Here is a 16,323-nt window from a genome sequence, read left to right on the forward strand (position 1 = left end):
CACAAAGGGCGATAGCGGGGTATGATAGCCGGCCCATGCGAAACACTGAAAATATATCCAGCCCTCCGGGCGCCTGCAGACCATGATCAGCAACGAACTCAAAGCCACCATTCAGGGCGCCTACTCGCGTTTCCTCGAAGCCAAAAGCCTCAAACCACGCTATGGCCAGCGCCTGATGATCGCCGAAGTGGCCAAGGTGCTCGGCGACATCGCCTGCGACGACGAAGGGCGCCGTGCCGGCGAGCCCGCCGTGGTGGCGGTCGAGGCGGGTACCGGTACCGGCAAGACCGTCGCCTACGCCCTTGCCGCGATCCCGGCCGCCAAGGCCGCCGGCAAGCGCCTGGTGATCGCTACCGCGACCGTGGCGCTGCAGGAACAGATCGTGCTCAAGGACCTGCCCGACCTGATGCGCAACAGCGGGCTGAACTTCAGCTTCGCCCTGGCCAAAGGCCGTGGCCGCTACCTGTGCCTGTCCAAACTCGACATCCTGCTGCAGGAAGGCCACGCCCAGTCGGCCACCGCCCAGCTGTTCGAAGAGGAAGGCTTCCACATCGAAGTCGACGAGCGCAGCCAGAAGCTGTTCAACAGCATGATCGAGAAGCTCGCCGGCAACCGTTGGGACGGTGATCGCGACAGCTGGTCGGAAGCCGTCGAGGACCAGGACTGGGCGCGCCTGACCACCGACCACAGCCAGTGCACCGGCCGCCATTGCCCGAACTTCCAGCAGTGCGTGTTCTACAAGGCGCGCGAAGGCATGGGCAAGGTCGATGTGATCGTCACCAACCATGACATGGTCCTCGCCGACCTCGCGCTGGGCGGCGGCGCCGTACTGCCCGACCCGCGCGACACCATGTACGTGTTCGACGAAGGCCATCACCTGCCGGACAAGGCCATCGGCCACTTCGCCCACTATTCGCGCCTGCGCTCCACCGCCGACTGGCTGGAGCAGACGGCCAAGAACCTCACCAAGCTGTTGGCCCAGCACCCGCTACCGGGCGACCTGGGGCGCTACATCGAGCAGGTGCCGGAGCTGGCCCGTGAGGTGCGTACCCAGCAGCAGTTCATGTTCACCCTGTGCGAGCAGGTTGCCGATTTCCGCACCGGTGAAGACATGGAAGGCCGCGACCGCCCGCGCTACCGCTTCGAAGGCGGCGTGGTGCCCGAGCAGATCCGCGAAGTCGGCATCGAGCTGAAAAAAGGCTTCGCCCGCCTCACCGACCTGTTCACCCGCCTGGCCGACCTGCTCAAGGAAGGCATGGACGGCGAGAACAACATCGGCATTGCCAGCCACCAGGCCGAGGAGTGGTACCCGCTGTTCGGCAGCCTGGTGACCCGTGCCCAGGGCAACTGGGAGTTGTGGACCGCGTTCACCGCCGAAGACCCGGAAGACAACCCGCCCATGGCGCGTTGGTTGACCCTGGCCGAAACTGGCGCGCTGTTCGATATCGAGGTCAATGCCAGCCCGATTTTGGCCGCCGAGATGCTGCGTAAAAGCCTGTGGAACGTCGCCCATGGCGCCCTGGTGACTTCGGCGACCTTGACCGCGCTGGGCAAGTTCGACCGCTTCCGCATGCGCTCGGGGCTGCCGCGCGACGCGGTGCAGTGCGTGGTGCCCAGCCCGTTCGTGCATGGCGATGCCGGCCTGTTGCGGGTGCCCGACCTGGGCGCCGACCCACGCGATGCCACGGCGCACACTGCATCGATCATCCGTGAACTGCCGAACATCGTCGAAGGTGCGCGGGGCGCGCTGGTGCTGTTCTCGTCGCGTAAACAGATGCAGGACGTATTCGATGGCCTGGACCGCGACTGGCGCAAGCTGGTGCTGATCCAGGGCAACCTGTCCAAGCAGGAAACCCTCAACAAGCACAAGGCGCGGGTCGACGATGGCCAGCACAGTGTGTTGTTCGGCCTGGCCAGTTTCGCCGAAGGTGTCGACTTGCCGGGCGCTTACTGCGAGCACGTGGTCATCGCCAAGATCCCGTTCTCGGTGCCGGATGACCCGGTCGAGGCCGCGTTGTCCGAATGGATCGAGGCCCGCGGCGGCAACCCGTTCATGGAAATCGCCGTGCCTGACGCTTCGCTGAAGCTGATCCAGGCCTGCGGCCGCCTGCTGCGGACCGAACAGGACCGCGGCATCATCACCTTGCTCGACAGGCGCCTGGTCACCCAGCGCTACGGCAAGGCTATTCTCAATGCGCTGCCGCCATTTCGACGGGAAATCGGCTGACTGCCGGAGCAAGACGCTTCCTTTGTTGTCCATACTCGATCGTGAGCCCATGCCGGGCTCAGAAGGAGAGCCACCGCCCTATGATCCGCCGTACCCTGCCTGTGATGTTCTCCCTGTTGTTCAGTGCGCCGTTGCTGGCCGGGCAACAGACACTGTTCAGCTTCGTGCGCCCCGCCGCGGTGGTCAACGTGACCACCCAGGACGCTGCGATGCCGCAGTACAACGCGGAGCAGACCGCCGAAGGCGAGGTGTTGCGGAGGGTGGTGTTCAATCCGGTGGCGCAACCGACCTTGCGCCTGGCACCGCCCAGCGGCGCCTGGGACTGGTCGGCCGGGCAGGCCCTGACCCTGCGCCTGCAAAGCGGCATGGACTGGGCGCTGACCGTCGACGTGGCGGTGCAGAGCAGCGATGGGCGCACCCTCACCAGCCGTATCGACTTGCCGGCAGGGCCGGCGCAGACGGTGATGATCCCCCTCAAGGCCAGCTCGCCGCTCAGCCAGGGCATGCGCGCCGGCCCGCCGATGCCATGGGCCCATGAAGGCCAGCGCCTGCTGCTGACCAGCAGTGCAGGCGAGGTGGACCTCAAGCAAGTCACCTCGTTCAGCCTGAGCATCCCCAGCCCCAAAGTGGCGCAGAGCCTGTTGATCGAGAAGGTCGGCCTGCAGGACGACGATCAGGCGTTCAAAGCCGCCTACAGCGAGCTGATCGACGGCTATGGCCAGTCCACCCGTGGGCGCTGGCCGGAAAAGATCGTCAGCGACGACCAGCTCAAGGCTGCCGACAGCCGCGAGCAGGCGCAGCTGAAAAGCTGGTTGGGCGAGCGCGATAAGCTCGGCCTGGACGCCTATGGCGGCCTGCTGGCGGGGCCAGCCTTCGAGGCCAAGGGCTTTTTCCGTACCGAAAAACGCGACGGGCGCTGGTACCTGGTGACGCCCGACGGGCACCCGTTCTATTCCCTGGGGGTCAATGCCGTCGCCGCCGATGGCGGGCGCACTTACGTCGCCGGTCGCGAAAGCATGTTCAAGGCACTGCCCGCTGATGGCGAGGCACTGGCGGCGTTCTATGGTGAAGGCAACAACGATGATGGCAACACCTCGTCCCAGGGGCGCCAGTTCAAGCAGGGGCGCTGGTTCGATTTCTATGCGGCCAACCTGCAGCGTACCTACGGCAAACCCTGCTCGGCGTCGCCCGAACCGGCCTGCCCGCCATCGGCCCTGGACGTGCCGCGCTGGCAGGCGCACACCCTCGACCGCCTGCAGGCCTGGGGCTTCAATACCCTGGGCAACTGGAGCGACCCAGGTTTTGCCCAGGCCAAGCGCATGCCGTACACGCTGCCACTGTCGATCGTCGGCGACTACGCCAGCATCAGCACCGGGATGGACTGGTGGGGGCGCATGCCTGACCCGTTCGACCCGCGTTTCGCCATGGCCACCGAGCGCGCCGTGGCCATCGCCGCCCGTGACCACCGCGACGACCCATGGCTGATCGGCTACTTCGCCGACAACGAACTGGCCTGGGCCGCACCCGGTGACGACCCGAAGGCCCGCTATGGATTGGCCTACGGCACCCTGCGCCTGACCACCGATGTACCGGCCAAGCGCGCGTTCCTCAAGCAGCTGCGCGACAAGTACCGCAACCAGGAAGGGCTGTCGAAAGCCTGGGGCATCGAGCTGAGCGCCTGGGAACTGATGGAAGACCCCGGCTTCGAGGCACCGCTGCCCGACCCTGCGCACCCGGAAATCGAGCGCGACTACCAGTACTTCCAGCAGGTGTTCGCCCAGACCTACTTCAAGACCATTGCCGATTCACTGAAGTGGCATGCCCCCAATCACCTGCTGCTGGGCGGCCGCTTCGCCGTGAGCACGCCGGAAGCGGTCAAGGCCTGCGCCGAGTTCTGCGACGTGCTCAGCTTCAACTTCTATACCCTCAAGCCCGAAGACGGTTATGACTTCGCCAGGCTGGCCGAGCTGGACAAGCCGGTGCTGGTATCGGAATTCCAGTTCGGCTCCCGCGACCGTGGCCCGTTCTGGCCCGGCCCGCTGGAAGTGGCCCGCGAGGAAGACCGTGGCCCGGCGTACGGCAATTTCCTCAAGGCGGCCCTGGCCCAGCCGATGATCGTTGGCGCCCATTGGTTCCAGTACCTCGACCAACCAGCCAGCGGGCGTCTGCTCGATGGAGAAAATGGCCATCTGGGGCTGGTGGCCATCACCGATGTGGCCTATCCGGGCTTTGTCGAGGCGGTGCGCCGCAGCAACCTGCAAGCCGTTGGTCAGTTGCGCAAGGCCCTCGACAAACCCGCGCAGTGACCGCCCTGCGCGCCTCGAATATCAGTTTTTCCTTGCGACCACCCGGCCACATTCAGTAGGCAAAACGGCCAACTACTGAAACAATGCACGCCTTTTTCAGCAAGGTCGTACGGAGAACAGGCGGGTGCAGATTCAGGGCCACTATGAGCTGAAGTTCGAGGCGGTGCGTGAAGCCTTCGCCGCGTTGTTCGAGGATCCCCAGGAGCGTGGTGCGGCGCTGTGCATCCAGGTCGGCGGCGAGACCGTGGTCGACCTGTGGGCCGGCAGTGCCGACAAGGATGGCCGTGAGGCCTGGCACAGCGACACCATCGCCAACCTGTTTTCCTGCACCAAGACCTTCACCGCCGTCACCGCCCTGCAACTGGTGGGCGAGGGCAAGCTGGCACTGGATGCGCCGGTTGCGCGCTACTGGCCGGAATTCGCCCAGGCCGGCAAGGAGCAGGTCACCCTGCGCCAGCTGCTCAGCCACCGCGCCGGCCTGCCGGCCATTCGTGAACTGTTGCCGGCCGAGGCCCTGTACGACTGGCAGGCGATGGTCGACGCGCTGGCCGCCGAGGCCCCCTGGTGGACCCCAGGCACCGAGCATGGTTATGCCGCGATCACCTATGGCTGGCTGATCGGTGAGCTGATCCGCCGAGCCGATGGTCGTGGGCCGGGCGAGTCGATTGTCGCGCGCACCGCCAGGCCGCTGGGCCTGGATTTCCATGTGGGCCTGGCGGACGAAGAATTCCACCGCGTGGCGCACATCGCCCGCGGCAAGGGTAACCCGGGCGATGCTGCGGCCCAGCGCCTGTTGCAGGTGACCATGCGCGAACCCGAAGCACTGTCGACCCGCGCCTTCACCAACCCGCCGGCGATCCTCACCAGCACCAACAAGCCGGAATGGCGGCGCATGCAGCAACCGGCGGCCAATGGCCACGGTAATGCGCGCAGCCTGGCGGGGTTCTACGCCGGCCTGCTCGATGGCAGCCTGCTGGAGTCCGAACTGCTCGACGAGCTGACCCGCGAACACAGCCTCGGCCAGGATCGCACCCTGCTGACCCAGACCCGCTTTGGCCTGGGCTGCATGCTTGACCAGCCCCAGGTGGCCAACGCCACCTTCGGCCTCGGCGCCCGGGCTTTCGGGCATCCCGGGGCAGGTGGCTCGGTCGGCTTTGCCGACCCCGAACACGACGTGGCCTTCGGCTTCGTCACCAATACGTTGGGCCCGTACGTGCTGATGGACCCGCGCGCGCAAAAACTGGTACGTGTGCTTGCCGGCTGCCTTTGATCGGGTGGCGCGGGTATTGCCCCGGCCCTTTGACTATCCTCAGTGCCAACGCCTGAAAGGTGTGGGTAGAATTTCTTTCAATTTCATGGTGTATCGCTGATGTCTTCACATAAAACCTTAGCACTCGCCCTGTGCCTGACCATGACTGGCTGCGCCAGCCATTCGCAGGACAGTTCGAAAGACGGCGGCTTGAGCTGGTGGCCCTTCGGTTCGGATAAAGTCGCCGACAAGGAAGTGAAAGCGGCCGTGACCGAAAACGTCGCCAAGGCCGACGCCAAGTCCGAGAGCGGCAGCCGCTGGTGGTGGCCATTCGGTGGCGACGAGAAAACCACGCAAGCTGCGGCCGTGCCAAAGATCGACCAGAAGGCCACCCAGGCCTGGCTCGACCAGTACGAACCCAAGGTGCGCGAAGCCATCAAGGGCAGCAAGTTCGAGCTGGAGCGCCGTGAAGACCTGCTGGCGGTGACCATCCCGGTCGACGGCTCCTATAACCCGGACCGCCCGAACATGCTGCTGCCGGTGACCCTGAGCCCGATCACCCAGGTGGCCAAGGCCATCGAGGCCGACAGCAAGACCGCCATCCTCATCCTCGGCCATGGTGACAGCAGCGGTGCTATCGCCGCCACCCAGAAGCTGAGCCTCGAGCGTGCCGCTTCGGTGTCGGCGATTTTCCGTCTCAGCGGCCTGCAACGTGATCGCCTGATGCTCAAAGGCATGGGCTCGGTCATGCCGCGTGCCGCCAACGACAGCGCCCCGGGCCGTGCCCTGAACCGCCGTGTCGAACTGCTGCTGACCCCTAAGGACACCATGGTCGCCCTGCTGGCCAAGTACCAGCAGGCAGCGCCTGCGCCAGCCGCAGCGCCGATGGTTGCGGTGCAGGACACCAAGGCACCGGCAGCCAAGGCCGCCGCCGCCAAACCGGCCGCCAAGCCTGCGGCGAAAAAACCAGCCGCCAAAGCCAAGGCCCCGGCCAAGGCCACTGCCGCTGCGAAAAAGAAAGCCGCTCCGGCCAAACCTGCCGCGAAGAAGGCCAGCACCGACAAGAAAGTCGCCGCCAACAGCCCTGCGAAGACCAACTGATCGTCAAGGAAACGCAGCCATGACCCAATCCCTGGCCGATATGCGCCGTGACTACACCCGTGATGGCCTGGCCGAAGCCCAGGCGCCGGGTGAGCCGTTCGCGCTGTTTCACCAATGGTTCGCCGATGCGGTGAAAACCGAGCAGCTGCCGGTGGAAGCCAACGCCATGACCCTGGCCACTGTCGATGCCGACGGCCGCCCGCATTGCCGGGTGCTGTTGCTCAAGGCCCTCGATGCACAGGGTTTCACCTTCTTCACCAACTACGAAAGCGCCAAGGGCCAGCACATCGCGGCCAGGCCGTTTGCGGCCATGACCTTCTTCTGGCCGGCGCTGGAGCGTCAGGTGCGGATCGAGGGGCGGGTGGAAAAGGTCACGGCCAAGGAATCGGACGATTACTTCCAGGTGCGCCCGCTGGGCAGCCGCCTGGGGGCCTGGGCGTCGCCGCAGAGCCGAGTGATCGCTGATCGCGAGGAACTGGAGGGGCTGGTCAAGGCCACCGAGGCGCGTTTCTCCGATACGCAACCCCATTGCCCCGAGCACTGGGGTGGCTATCGCTTGCTGCCGGAGCGCATCGAGTTCTGGCAGGGCCGCGCCAGCCGGTTGCATGATCGCCTGAACTATCGGCTGGTGGATGGCCAGTGGCAGCGTGAGCGCCTGGCACCTTAACTCTTGAACGCGGCGGCCTCGCGTTCCAGCCAGGCCGCCAGCGCTTTGCGTTTGATCTTTTCTGCCCGCGCCCGCTCCAGCAACTGGAGCATGAATGCCTGCTTCGCCGGATCCGGCCCGGCCAGCGAAAGCGCCAGGTCACGGTCCATCCAACGCCTCATGCGTAGATACAGCCAGCCGTGGAAGTACAGGCCGGCGACAGTCGTCACCACGACGATGAAGTAATCCATGGCTATCCTTGGTCCAACCCGAGTGCCCCTTGCACAGCCGATGGTGGCTGTACCTGAGCTGAATGGGAACAAATTTATAACGTTTGCGCCGTGACACCTGTCAAGGCGAGGCGTCTAATGAGCACCTGAAACTTTTGGAGATTGTCCTCATGCGTAAATCCGTTTTGCTGGTGGCGAGCTTCACCACCATGGCGTTGTTGCTGGGCGGCTGCCAGTCGTCGCTGACCGGTGACAGCTACTCCCGTGATGAGGCCCGCCGCGTGCAGACCGTGCGCATGGGCACCATCGAATCGCTGCGTCCCGTGAAGATCGAAGGCACCAAGACGCCAATCGGTGGTGGTGCCGGCGCGATTGTCGGTGGTGTTGCCGGCAGCGCGGTTGGCGGTGGCCGTGGCAGCATCGTTGCCGCTGTGATCGGTGCCGTGGCCGGTGGCCTGGCCGGTTCCGCCGCCGAAGAAGGCCTGACCCGCACCCAGGGCGTCGAGATCACCGTGCGTGAAGACGACGGCAGCATGCGCGCCTATGTGCAGCAGGTGCAGCAGAACGAAATCTTCCGCGTCGGCGAGCGTGTGCGCATCATGACTGTCGATGGCACCAGCCGCGTCACGCACTGATCGCAAGACAAAACAAACCCCGACACGGCTTTGCCGGGTCGGGGTTTGTTTTTGCCTGATGGATTCAGCGGGCGGCGGCTTTGCGACTTGCCATGGCCGTGATCAGGTAACCGACCACGGCGGCGAAGAACGAGCCGGTGAGGATGCCCATGCGGTCCATGCCCGCATAGTCGCTGCTACCCGGTACGAAGGCCAGGGAGCCGACGAACAGGCTCATGGTGAAGCCGATGCCGCAGAGGACCGCCACCCCGAGCACCTGCCCCCAGTTGGCCTCGGCCGGCAGTGCGGCCAGGCGCAGCTTGACGGCAATCCAGGTCAGGCCGAACACCCCGACCGTCTTGCCGGCCAGCAGGCCGAGCGCGATGCCCATGGGGACCGGGTGGATAAAGCTTTCCAGGGTGACACCGGCCAGCGAAACGCCGGCGTTGGCAAAGGCGAACAGCGGCAGGATGGCGTAGGCGACCCAGGGCTGCAACGCGTGTTCCAGGCTCAGCAACGGCGAGGTTTCGGCGTGCTTGGTACGCAGCGGGATGCACAGTGCCAGGGCCACACCGGCAAGGGTGGCATGCACACCACTCTTGAGCACGCAGACCCAGAGAATCAGGCCGATCACCAGGTAAGGGCCAAGCTTGATCACCCCCAGGCGATTCATGGCGAGCAATGCGATCAGGCAGGCGCCGGCCAGCATCAGCGACAGGCTGGACAGCGTGCCGGAATAGAACAGGGCGATGATGATGATCGCGCCCAGGTCGTCGATGATCGCCAGGGTCATCAGGAACAGCTTCAGCGACACCGGCACACGTTTGCCCAGCAACGCGAGCACGCCAAGCGCGAAGGCGATGTCGGTGGCGGTAGGGATTGCCCAACCGGCCACGGCAGCCGGGTTGTCGCGGTTGATGAACCAATAGATCAGCGCTGGCACCAGCATGCCGCCGATGGCGGCAGTAGCGGGCAGGATCACCTGCGAAGGCTTGGACAGGTGGCCGTCGACCACCTCGCGCTTGACCTCAAGGCCAATGAGCAGGAAGAACAGCGCCATCAGGCCATCGTTGATCCAAAGCAGCAGTGGCTTGGCGATCTCGAGGGCGCCGACCTGGACGGCGACCGGTACTTCGAGCAGGCCGTTGTACAGATAGGAAAGCGGCGAATTGTTGATGATCAGGGCCAGCACGGCGGCGGCGATCAGCAGCAGGCCGCTGGCGGCTTCCAATTGGAAGAAACGAGCGAAGAGGCTACGCACGGGTGAGGGCTCTCCAAATAGCTGGATTGAAACGGGCGTACACCCTAGCGTGTGGGGATATGCTTTAAAACAAAAATTATATTCTTTTTAGTTATAAGGTGTTGCGGGTACGACCGGGCAAGCCTAGACGGCAATGCGGAGCAGGGCAGGAAGGTAATTCTCAGGGAAGAGCCGGAAAAATCCGAGAGTGACCGCAGGCCTGTGCCGTCACCGCGACACAGGCCTGTCGAACGGTCAGTCGTTCAGGCCCAGCATGTCCCGTGCTACGGCTTCGGCGATGCGGATGCCGTCGACCCCGGCGGACAGGATACCGCCGGCGTAGCCCGCGCCTTCACCTGCCGGGAACAGGCCCTTGAGGTTCAGGCTCTGGAAGCTGTCGTCACGGGTGATGCGCAACGGCGAGGAGGTGCGTGTTTCGATCCCGGTCAGCACCGCATCATGCAGGCTGTAGCCCTTGATCTGGCGCTCGAAGGCCGGCAGTGCCTCGCGGATGGCTTCGATGGCGAAGGCCGGCAGGCTTGCCGCCAGGTCACAGAGGGTGACGCCCGGCTTGTACGAAGGCTCGACGCTACCCAGTGCAGTGGACGCACGGCCGGCCACGAAGTCACCTACCAACTGCGCTGGTGCCTGGTAGTTGCTGCCGCCCATCACGTAGGCGTGGGATTCCAGACGCTCCTGGAGTTCGATGCCGGCCAGCGGGCTGCCCGGGTAATCGCGCTCCGGGTCGATGCCGACCACCAGGCCCGAGTTGGCATTGCGCTCGTTGCGCGAGTACTGGCTCATGCCGTTGGTGACCACGCGGCCCGGCTCGCTGGTGGCGGCGACCACGGTGCCGCCCGGGCACATGCAGAAGCTGTAGACCGAGCGACCGTTCTTGGCGTGGTACACCAGCTTGTAGTCGGCAGCACCCAGCTTCGGATGGCCGGCATATTTGCCCAGGCGCGCCTTGTCGATCAGCGACTGTGGGTGCTCGATGCGGAAACCGACCGAGAACGGCTTGGCCTCCATGAACACGCCCTTGGCGTGGAGCATGCGGAACGTGTCGCGAGCGCTGTGGCCCAAGGCCAGGACCACATGGCGCGACAGCAACTGTTCGCCGTTTTGCAGGACCACGCCGGTCAGTTGCTCGCCATCGACCAGCAGGTCGGTGACTTTTTGCTCGAAGCGTACTTCGCCGCCCAGGCTGATGATCTCTTCGCGCATCTTCTCGACCATGCTGGTCAGGCGGAAGGTACCGATGTGCGGCTTGTTGATGTAGAGGATCTCTTCCGGCGCGCCGGCCTTGACGAACTCTTCCAGCACCTTGCGGCCATGGTGTTGCGGGTCCTTGATCTGGCTGTACAGCTTGCCGTCGGAGAAGGTCCCGGCGCCGCCTTCGCCGAACTGCACGTTGGACTCGGGGTTGAGCACGCTCTTGCGCCACAGGCCCCAGGTGTCCTTGGTGCGCTGGCGTACTTCCTTGCCGCGCTCGAGGACGATCGGCTTGAAGCCCATCTGTGCCAGCAAGAGGCCGGCGAAGATGCCGCACGGGCCGAAGCCGACCACCACCGGGCGTTCCTGCACTGCCGGTGTCGCGTGGCCGACGAACTTGTAGCTGACGTCCGGGGCGACGCTGATTTTCGGATCGTCGGCGAACACCCGCAGCAGCTCGTCTTCGTTGCTGGCTTCGAGGTCGATGGTGTAGATGAACAGCAGCTCGCTGTTCTTCTTGCGCGCATCGTAGCTGCGCTTGAACAGGGTGAAACCGAGCAGTTGCTCATCCGTGATGCCCAGGCGCTGGACGATGGCTGCGCGCAGCTCGTCATCGGAGTGGTCCAGGGGCAGCTTGAGTTCGGTGATTCGTAGCATGGCAGGGTCCAGTATCCCGGCCATGGGCGGCCGGCGGCTTTACACAAACCGCCAAGTATAAGCTGTTCGCCGCCCCGACTGGCAGGATAAAAGCGCCCGGCGATCAGAGGTCGCGGGCACCGCCGTAGTAAGCGCAGCCCTTCAGGGTCTTGCCGTCGATGCGCAGTTCGGCCTTGAGGTGGCGGATCGCACCGGTGGCAACGTCGACGCAGCGTTGCGGCGCGACCCACAGCTCGACACGCTGGCCGTTGGCTTCACTGGACAGGCTCAGGCCGCCGCCGGGCAGCTCTTCTTCGAGGAACGGTAGCGGCAGCGGTTCCTGGCCGACGCGGTTGAGCACCATGCCTTTGCCGCTGGCCTTGATGTCCCAGTCCGGCTCGTGGCCGCCGGCGCGCAGGGTCAATTGCTTGAAGTTGGGGTCTTCGCAACCGCGGGCGGTGGGTTCCAGGCGGTACAGGCGGGTGACGTCGATCTGGCCGTCGCTGCCGGCCTGCTTGCTGCCGGTCAGGCGGCCGCGCAGGTCGCTGAACAGTTTGTCCTTGGAGTCTTTGGCCAGGTTGGCGGCTTCCTGCAGGATCGCGGTGCTGCCAGCGTCATTGATGACGAACTGACGGGCTTCGTTGCAGGGTTTGAACAGCAGGTGGCCGCCGCCGGCGCTGAGTTCGCCCTGCATGCGCGTGGTGCCGAGGTTCGGGTCGACCGGTTTTTCGGCCAGCACCTGGCAACCGGCGAACAGCGGCAGCATCGAAGCGAGCAGCAGGGAGGGGGTGAGGCGCATGGGGCGGGCTCCGGGAATCTTGGCGAAAGAGCTGGCCACGTTACTCAGGGTGCGTCGGGATCTCAAGCGCCGGGTCATTCGCGTGTGCTTCTTCGCGGGTAAATCGCGACGGCGAACCGCCGCTCCCACAGGGGCCGTGCACTCCTCAGGGTTGCACAGTACCTGTGGGAGCGGCGGTTCGCCGTCGCGATTTACCCGCGAAGAAGCGCACGCATTACTTGCAGGCAGAAAAAAGGGCCCGAAGGCCCTTTGATCATTCAACCCCCGAGGTACGCGTCACGCACCTTCGGATCGGTCAGCAACGCTTCACCGGTACCCTGCATCACCACCTTGCCGTTCTCCAGCACATAGGCGCGGTCGGCGATCTTCAGCGCCTGGTTGGCGTTCTGCTCCACCAGGAACACCGTCACGCCATCGCGGCGCAACTGTTCGATGATGTCGAAGATCTGCTGGATGATGATCGGCGCCAGGCCCAGCGAAGGCTCGTCGAGCAGCAGCAGCTTAGGCTTGCTCATCAGCGCACGGCCGATGGCCAGCATCTGCTGTTCGCCACCGGACATGGTGCCGCCGCGCTGGATATAGCGCTCCTTCAGGCGCGGGAACAGCTGCAGGACTTTGTCCAGCTGCTCCTGGTAGTCGCCCTTGTCGGTGAAGAAACCGCCCATGGCCAGGTTTTCCTCGACGGTCAGGCGCGAGAACACGCGGCGGCCTTCCGGCACCACCGCGATGCTCTTGCGCATGATGTGCGAGGAGGGCTGGCCGACCAGCTCTTCACCCAGGTACTTGATGCTGCCGCTATGGGCCTGGGGCGAACCGCAGAGGGTCATCAGCAGCGTCGACTTGCCGGCGCCGTTGGCGCCGATCAGGGTGACGATTTCGCCCTGGTTGATCTCTACGTTGACGCTGTGCAGCGCCTGGATCTTGCCGTAGAAGGTGGAAACGTTCTCGAACTTCAGCATTTACGCCTCCCCCAGGTAGGCCTTGATCACATCAGGGTTGCCGCGAATCTCTTCCGGCGTGCCATCGGCCAGGGGCGTGCCCTGGTTGATGACCACGATGTGGTCGGAGATGCTCATCACCAGTTTCATGTCGTGCTCGATCAGCAGCACGGTCACGTTGTGGGATTCACGCAGGTAGCTGATGAGCGCCTTGAGGTCTTCGGTTTCCTTGGGGTTCAGGCCGGCGGCCGGTTCGTCGAGCATGATGATCCGTGGCTGGGTCATCATGCAGCGGGCGATTTCCAGGCGCCGTTGCTGGCCATAGGCGAGGGTGCCGGCGGTACGGTTGGCGAACTCGGTCAGGTTGACCTTCTCCAGCCAGTACTGCGCGCGCTCCATGGCTTCCTTTTCGCTGCGGCGGAAGCTCGGGGTCTTGAACAGGCCGGCGAAGAAGTTGGTGTTGAGGTGGCGGTGCTGGGCAATCAGCAGGTTCTCCAGCGCGGTCATTTCCTTGAACAGGCGCACGTTCTGGAAGGTCCGCACCACGCCCTTGCGGGCGATCTGATGGCCGGCCAGACCCTGGATAGGCTGGCCGTCGAGCAGGATGGTGCCGCCGCTGGGTTTGTAGAAACCGGTCAGGCAGTTGAACACGGTGGTCTTGCCGGCGCCGTTCGGGCCGATCAATGCCACCACCTGTTTCTCCTTGACAGTCAGGCCTACGCCGTTGACCGCCAACAAGCCGCCGAAGCGCATGCTCAGGCCGCTGACTTGCAGAATTTCGCGGCTCATCGAGGCAGCTCCAGGTGAGGACGTTGCATGGGCAGCAGGCCCTGCGGACGCCAGATCATCATCAACACCATCAGCGCACCGAACATCAGCATCCGGTATTCGCTGAACTCACGCATCATCTCCGGCAGCAGGATCATCACGATGGCCGCGAGAATCACGCCCAACTGCGAACCCATGCCACCCAGCACGACGATGGCGAGGATGATCGCCGACTCGATGAAGGTGAACGACTCCGGTGTCACCAGCCCTTGGCGGGCGGCAAAGAAGCTGCCGGCGAAACCGGCGAAGCAGGCACCCAGGGTGAATGCCGAGAGCTTGATCACGGTGGGGTTCAGGCCCAGCGCACGGCAGGCGATCTCGTCTTCACGCAGCGCTTCCCAGGCACGGCCGATCGGCATGCGCAGCAGGCGGTTGATGACGAACAGCGCCAGCAGGGCCAGCAGCAGGGCGACCAGGTAGAGGAAGATGACCTTGTTGATCGAGTTGTATTCCAGCCCGAAGAACTCGTGGAAGGTCTGCATCCCTTCGGCAGCCTTGCGTTCGAAGGTCAGACCGAAGAACTCGGGCTTGGGAATGTTGCTGATGCCGTTGGGGCCGCCGGTCCAATCGGTGAGGTTACGCAGGAACAGGCGAATGATCTCGCCGAAGCCCAGCGTGACGATCGCCAGGTAGTCGCCACGCAGGCGCAGCACCGGGAAACCGAGCAGGAAGCCGAAGGTGGCGGCCATCAGGCCGGCGATCGGCAGGCACACCCAGAAGCTCCAGCCCAGGTAGTGCGAGAGCATCGCATAGCTGTAGGCGCCGACGGCGTAGAAACCCACATAACCCAGGTCGAGCAGGCCAGCCAGGCCTACCACGATGTTCAGGCCCAGGCCCAGCAAGACGTAGATCAGGATCAGGGTGGCGATGTCGACCGCGCCGCGCGAGCCGAAGAACGGCCAGATCAGCGCCGCCACGATCAGCCCCATGATGATCCAGCGCTGGGTTTTCGGCAGGGTGAGGAAGTTGCTCACCGACGGTGGCACCAGCTTGCGGTCCGAGCGGCGGCCCATCACCGCACTCCACTGCTTGTCGAACAGCACGCGCAGGAACATCAGCACCGAGCACGCGGCAATGATGCTGATGGTGAACGAGCCCTGGCTGTGAACGATCAGGCTGATGCCATCGATGCTGAGTTTCAGGCCCAGTACCGGGAAGGCCACGGCCCAGACCAGCAAGGCGCTGAATAACGCCTGTTTGAGATTTCTGTTCATACTTTTTCAACCTCCGGGCGGCCCAGGATGCCGGTCGGCCGGAACAGCAGGACAAGAACCAAAAGACCGAATGCCACCACGTCCTTGTACTGGTCGCCGAAGATGTCGGCGCCGAACGCTTCGGCCACGCCCAGCACCAGCCCGCCGAGCATGGCGCCCGGAATGCTGCCGATGCCGCCCAGTACCGCCGCGGTGAAGGCCTTCAGGCCCACCAGGAAACCGGCGTTGGGGTTGATCACCCCGTACTGCATGCTCAGCAGCACGGCCGCCACCGCCGCCAGCGCGGCACCGATGACGAAGGTCAGGGCGATGATGTTGTTGGTGTTGATGCCCAGCAGGTTGGCCATCTTGATGTCCTCGGCGCAGGCGCGGCAAGCGCGCCCCAGGCGGGAACGGGAGATGAACAGGGTCAGGCAGGTCATGGCCACCAGGGTGACCACGAACACCAGGATCTGCATGTAGCTGATCAGGACTTCTTCCGCGCCGCCCGGCCCGAAGGAGAAGCTGCCGGGGATCAGGTTGGGGATGGATTTGTCCTTGGAGTCCTGGGACAGCAACACGGTGTTCTGCAGGAAGATCGACATGCCGATGGCGGAGATCAGCGGGATCAGCCGGTTGCTGTTGCGCAGCGGCCGGTAGGCGACCCGTTCGATGCTGTAGCCGTAGGCACTGGTGACGCAGATGGTGGCGACGAAGGCCACGGTCATCAGGATCGGCAGCGAATGGATACCCATCATGGCCAGCCCGGCAAGGGCGATGAAGGCCACGTAGGAACCGATCATGTACACCTCGCCGTGGGCGAAGTTGATCATGCCGATGATGCCGTACACCATCGTGTAACCGATGGCGATCAAGGCATAGGTACTGCCGATGGTCAGTCCGTTAACCAGTTGTTGTAGGAAATGGTAGATCTCAGGCATTACAGCGCTCCTAAAAACCTGATTTGCATTTCACTGGTGGGGGATGACCCCGGCCCATGTTCTCGTGGTCTTCGCCACGTGATCTTTTGCGGGCACTGCCAGGAAACCGCGGGTGACGGTTTTAAGATTTTCAGGTGGACCGGCCCCCGGATCGCGGGAGTCA

Annotated in this window: 14 protein-coding genes; 6 read left to right on the forward strand and 8 right to left on the reverse strand. The window is 64.3% G+C overall.

Features of this window, described 5'->3' with window-relative positions; all coding sequences use genetic code 11:
* Positions 1-82 precede the first annotated feature (82 nt).
* The 5 genes from dinG to pdxH all read left to right on the forward strand — a co-directional run bounded on the left by dinG (position 83) and on the right by pdxH (position 7,550).
* Positions 83-2,227: an ATP-dependent DNA helicase DinG gene (dinG, locus tag EJA05_RS06235; protein ID WP_125857665.1), complete on the forward strand. Its 2,145-nt coding sequence runs from the start codon at positions 83-85 to the stop codon at positions 2,225-2,227.
* 80 nt (positions 2,228-2,307) lie between these two features.
* Positions 2,308-4,533 (forward strand): beta-galactosidase, encoded by a 2,226-nt coding sequence (locus EJA05_RS06240; RefSeq protein WP_125857666.1) that lies wholly within the window; start codon positions 2,308-2,310, stop codon positions 4,531-4,533.
* 124 nt (positions 4,534-4,657) lie between these two features.
* Positions 4,658-5,803 carry a serine hydrolase domain-containing protein gene (locus tag EJA05_RS06245; RefSeq protein WP_125857667.1) on the forward strand — a complete coding sequence of 382 codons (1,146 nt, stop codon included), beginning with the start codon at positions 4,658-4,660 and terminating at the stop codon, positions 5,801-5,803.
* 99 nt (positions 5,804-5,902) lie between these two features.
* Positions 5,903-6,883 carry an OmpA family protein gene (locus tag EJA05_RS06250; RefSeq protein WP_125857668.1) on the forward strand — a complete coding sequence of 327 codons (981 nt, stop codon included), beginning with the start codon at positions 5,903-5,905 and terminating at the stop codon, positions 6,881-6,883.
* Between the two features lie 19 nt (positions 6,884-6,902).
* Positions 6,903-7,550 (forward strand): pyridoxamine 5'-phosphate oxidase, encoded by a 648-nt coding sequence (pdxH, locus tag EJA05_RS06255; protein ID WP_125462906.1) that lies wholly within the window; start codon positions 6,903-6,905, stop codon positions 7,548-7,550.
* Here pdxH and EJA05_RS06260 read toward each other — a convergent pair.
* Positions 7,547-7,780, reverse strand: a complete 234-nt coding sequence (locus EJA05_RS06260) for a hypothetical protein (RefSeq protein ID WP_125857669.1) — start codon at positions 7,778-7,780, stop codon at positions 7,547-7,549. The two genes, pdxH and EJA05_RS06260, sit on opposite strands and share 4 nt — an antisense overlap.
* 149 nt (positions 7,781-7,929) lie before the next feature.
* Between EJA05_RS06260 and EJA05_RS06265 the strand changes: the two genes are divergently transcribed.
* A complete protein-coding gene (locus EJA05_RS06265; RefSeq protein ID WP_110996277.1) occupies positions 7,930-8,394 on the forward strand; it encodes an outer membrane lipoprotein in 465 nt (154 codons plus the stop codon).
* 64 nt (positions 8,395-8,458) lie between these two features.
* On the opposite strand, the gene nhaA is transcribed toward EJA05_RS06265, so the two are convergent.
* From nhaA to livH, 7 genes are all read right to left on the reverse strand, one after another.
* Entirely contained in the window at positions 8,459-9,634 is a 1,176-nt protein-coding gene (gene nhaA, locus EJA05_RS06270) for a Na+/H+ antiporter NhaA (RefSeq protein WP_125857670.1), read from the reverse strand.
* Between the two features lie 234 nt (positions 9,635-9,868).
* A complete protein-coding gene (locus EJA05_RS06275) occupies positions 9,869-11,482 on the reverse strand; it encodes an NAD(P)/FAD-dependent oxidoreductase (protein ID WP_125857671.1) in 1,614 nt (537 codons plus the stop codon).
* A gap of 103 nt (positions 11,483-11,585) precedes the next feature.
* Positions 11,586-12,260: a COG3650 family protein gene (locus tag EJA05_RS06280; protein WP_125462910.1), complete on the reverse strand. Its 675-nt coding sequence runs from the start codon at positions 12,258-12,260 to the stop codon at positions 11,586-11,588.
* 257 nt (positions 12,261-12,517) lie between these two features.
* Positions 12,518-13,219, reverse strand: a complete 702-nt coding sequence (locus EJA05_RS06285) for an ABC transporter ATP-binding protein (RefSeq protein WP_125462911.1) — start codon at positions 13,217-13,219, stop codon at positions 12,518-12,520.
* Positions 13,220-13,987, reverse strand: a complete 768-nt coding sequence (gene livG, locus EJA05_RS06290) for a high-affinity branched-chain amino acid ABC transporter ATP-binding protein LivG (RefSeq protein ID WP_125462912.1) — start codon at positions 13,985-13,987, stop codon at positions 13,220-13,222.
* On the reverse strand, positions 13,984-15,240 hold the full coding sequence (locus EJA05_RS06295) for a high-affinity branched-chain amino acid ABC transporter permease LivM (RefSeq protein WP_125857672.1): 1,257 nt from the start codon (positions 15,238-15,240) through the stop codon (positions 13,984-13,986). The genes livG and EJA05_RS06295 overlap by 4 nt, the downstream gene beginning before the upstream one ends.
* The gene (gene livH, locus EJA05_RS06300; RefSeq protein WP_125857673.1) at positions 15,237-16,160 is read right to left on the reverse strand and encodes a high-affinity branched-chain amino acid ABC transporter permease LivH; all 924 of its coding nucleotides are present in this window, start codon (positions 16,158-16,160) and stop codon (positions 15,237-15,239) included. Before livH ends, EJA05_RS06295 begins: the two co-directional genes overlap by 4 nt.
* Positions 16,161-16,323 lie beyond the last annotated feature (163 nt).

This window comes from Pseudomonas oryziphila (assembly GCF_003940825.1).
GTDB lineage: Bacteria > Pseudomonadota > Gammaproteobacteria > Pseudomonadales > Pseudomonadaceae > Aquipseudomonas > Aquipseudomonas sichuanensis.

Bases quoted from the DNA above. Each gene is read 5' to 3' on its own strand.
- dinG (WP_125857665.1), top strand. From the start codon at position 83: ATGATCAGCAACGAACTCAAAGCCACCATTCAGGGCGCCTACTCGCGT.
- EJA05_RS06240 (WP_125857666.1), top strand. From the start codon at position 2,308: ATGATCCGCCGTACCCTGCCTGTGATGTTCTCCCTGTTGTTCAGTGCG.
- EJA05_RS06250 (WP_125857668.1), top strand. From the start codon at position 5,903: ATGTCTTCACATAAAACCTTAGCACTCGCCCTGTGCCTGACCATGACT.
- pdxH (WP_125462906.1), top strand. From the start codon at position 6,903: ATGACCCAATCCCTGGCCGATATGCGCCGTGACTACACCCGTGATGGC.
- EJA05_RS06260 (WP_125857669.1), bottom strand. From the start codon at position 7,780: ATGGATTACTTCATCGTCGTGGTGACGACTGTCGCCGGCCTGTACTTC.
- EJA05_RS06265 (WP_110996277.1), top strand. From the start codon at position 7,930: ATGCGTAAATCCGTTTTGCTGGTGGCGAGCTTCACCACCATGGCGTTG.
- EJA05_RS06275 (WP_125857671.1), bottom strand. From the start codon at position 11,482: ATGCTACGAATCACCGAACTCAAGCTGCCCCTGGACCACTCCGATGAC.
- EJA05_RS06280 (WP_125462910.1), bottom strand. From the start codon at position 12,260: ATGCGCCTCACCCCCTCCCTGCTGCTCGCTTCGATGCTGCCGCTGTTC.
- EJA05_RS06285 (WP_125462911.1), bottom strand. From the start codon at position 13,219: ATGCTGAAGTTCGAGAACGTTTCCACCTTCTACGGCAAGATCCAGGCG.
- livG (WP_125462912.1), bottom strand. From the start codon at position 13,987: ATGAGCCGCGAAATTCTGCAAGTCAGCGGCCTGAGCATGCGCTTCGGC.
- EJA05_RS06295 (WP_125857672.1), bottom strand. From the start codon at position 15,240: ATGAACAGAAATCTCAAACAGGCGTTATTCAGCGCCTTGCTGGTCTGG.
- livH (WP_125857673.1), bottom strand. From the start codon at position 16,160: ATGCCTGAGATCTACCATTTCCTACAACAACTGGTTAACGGACTGACC.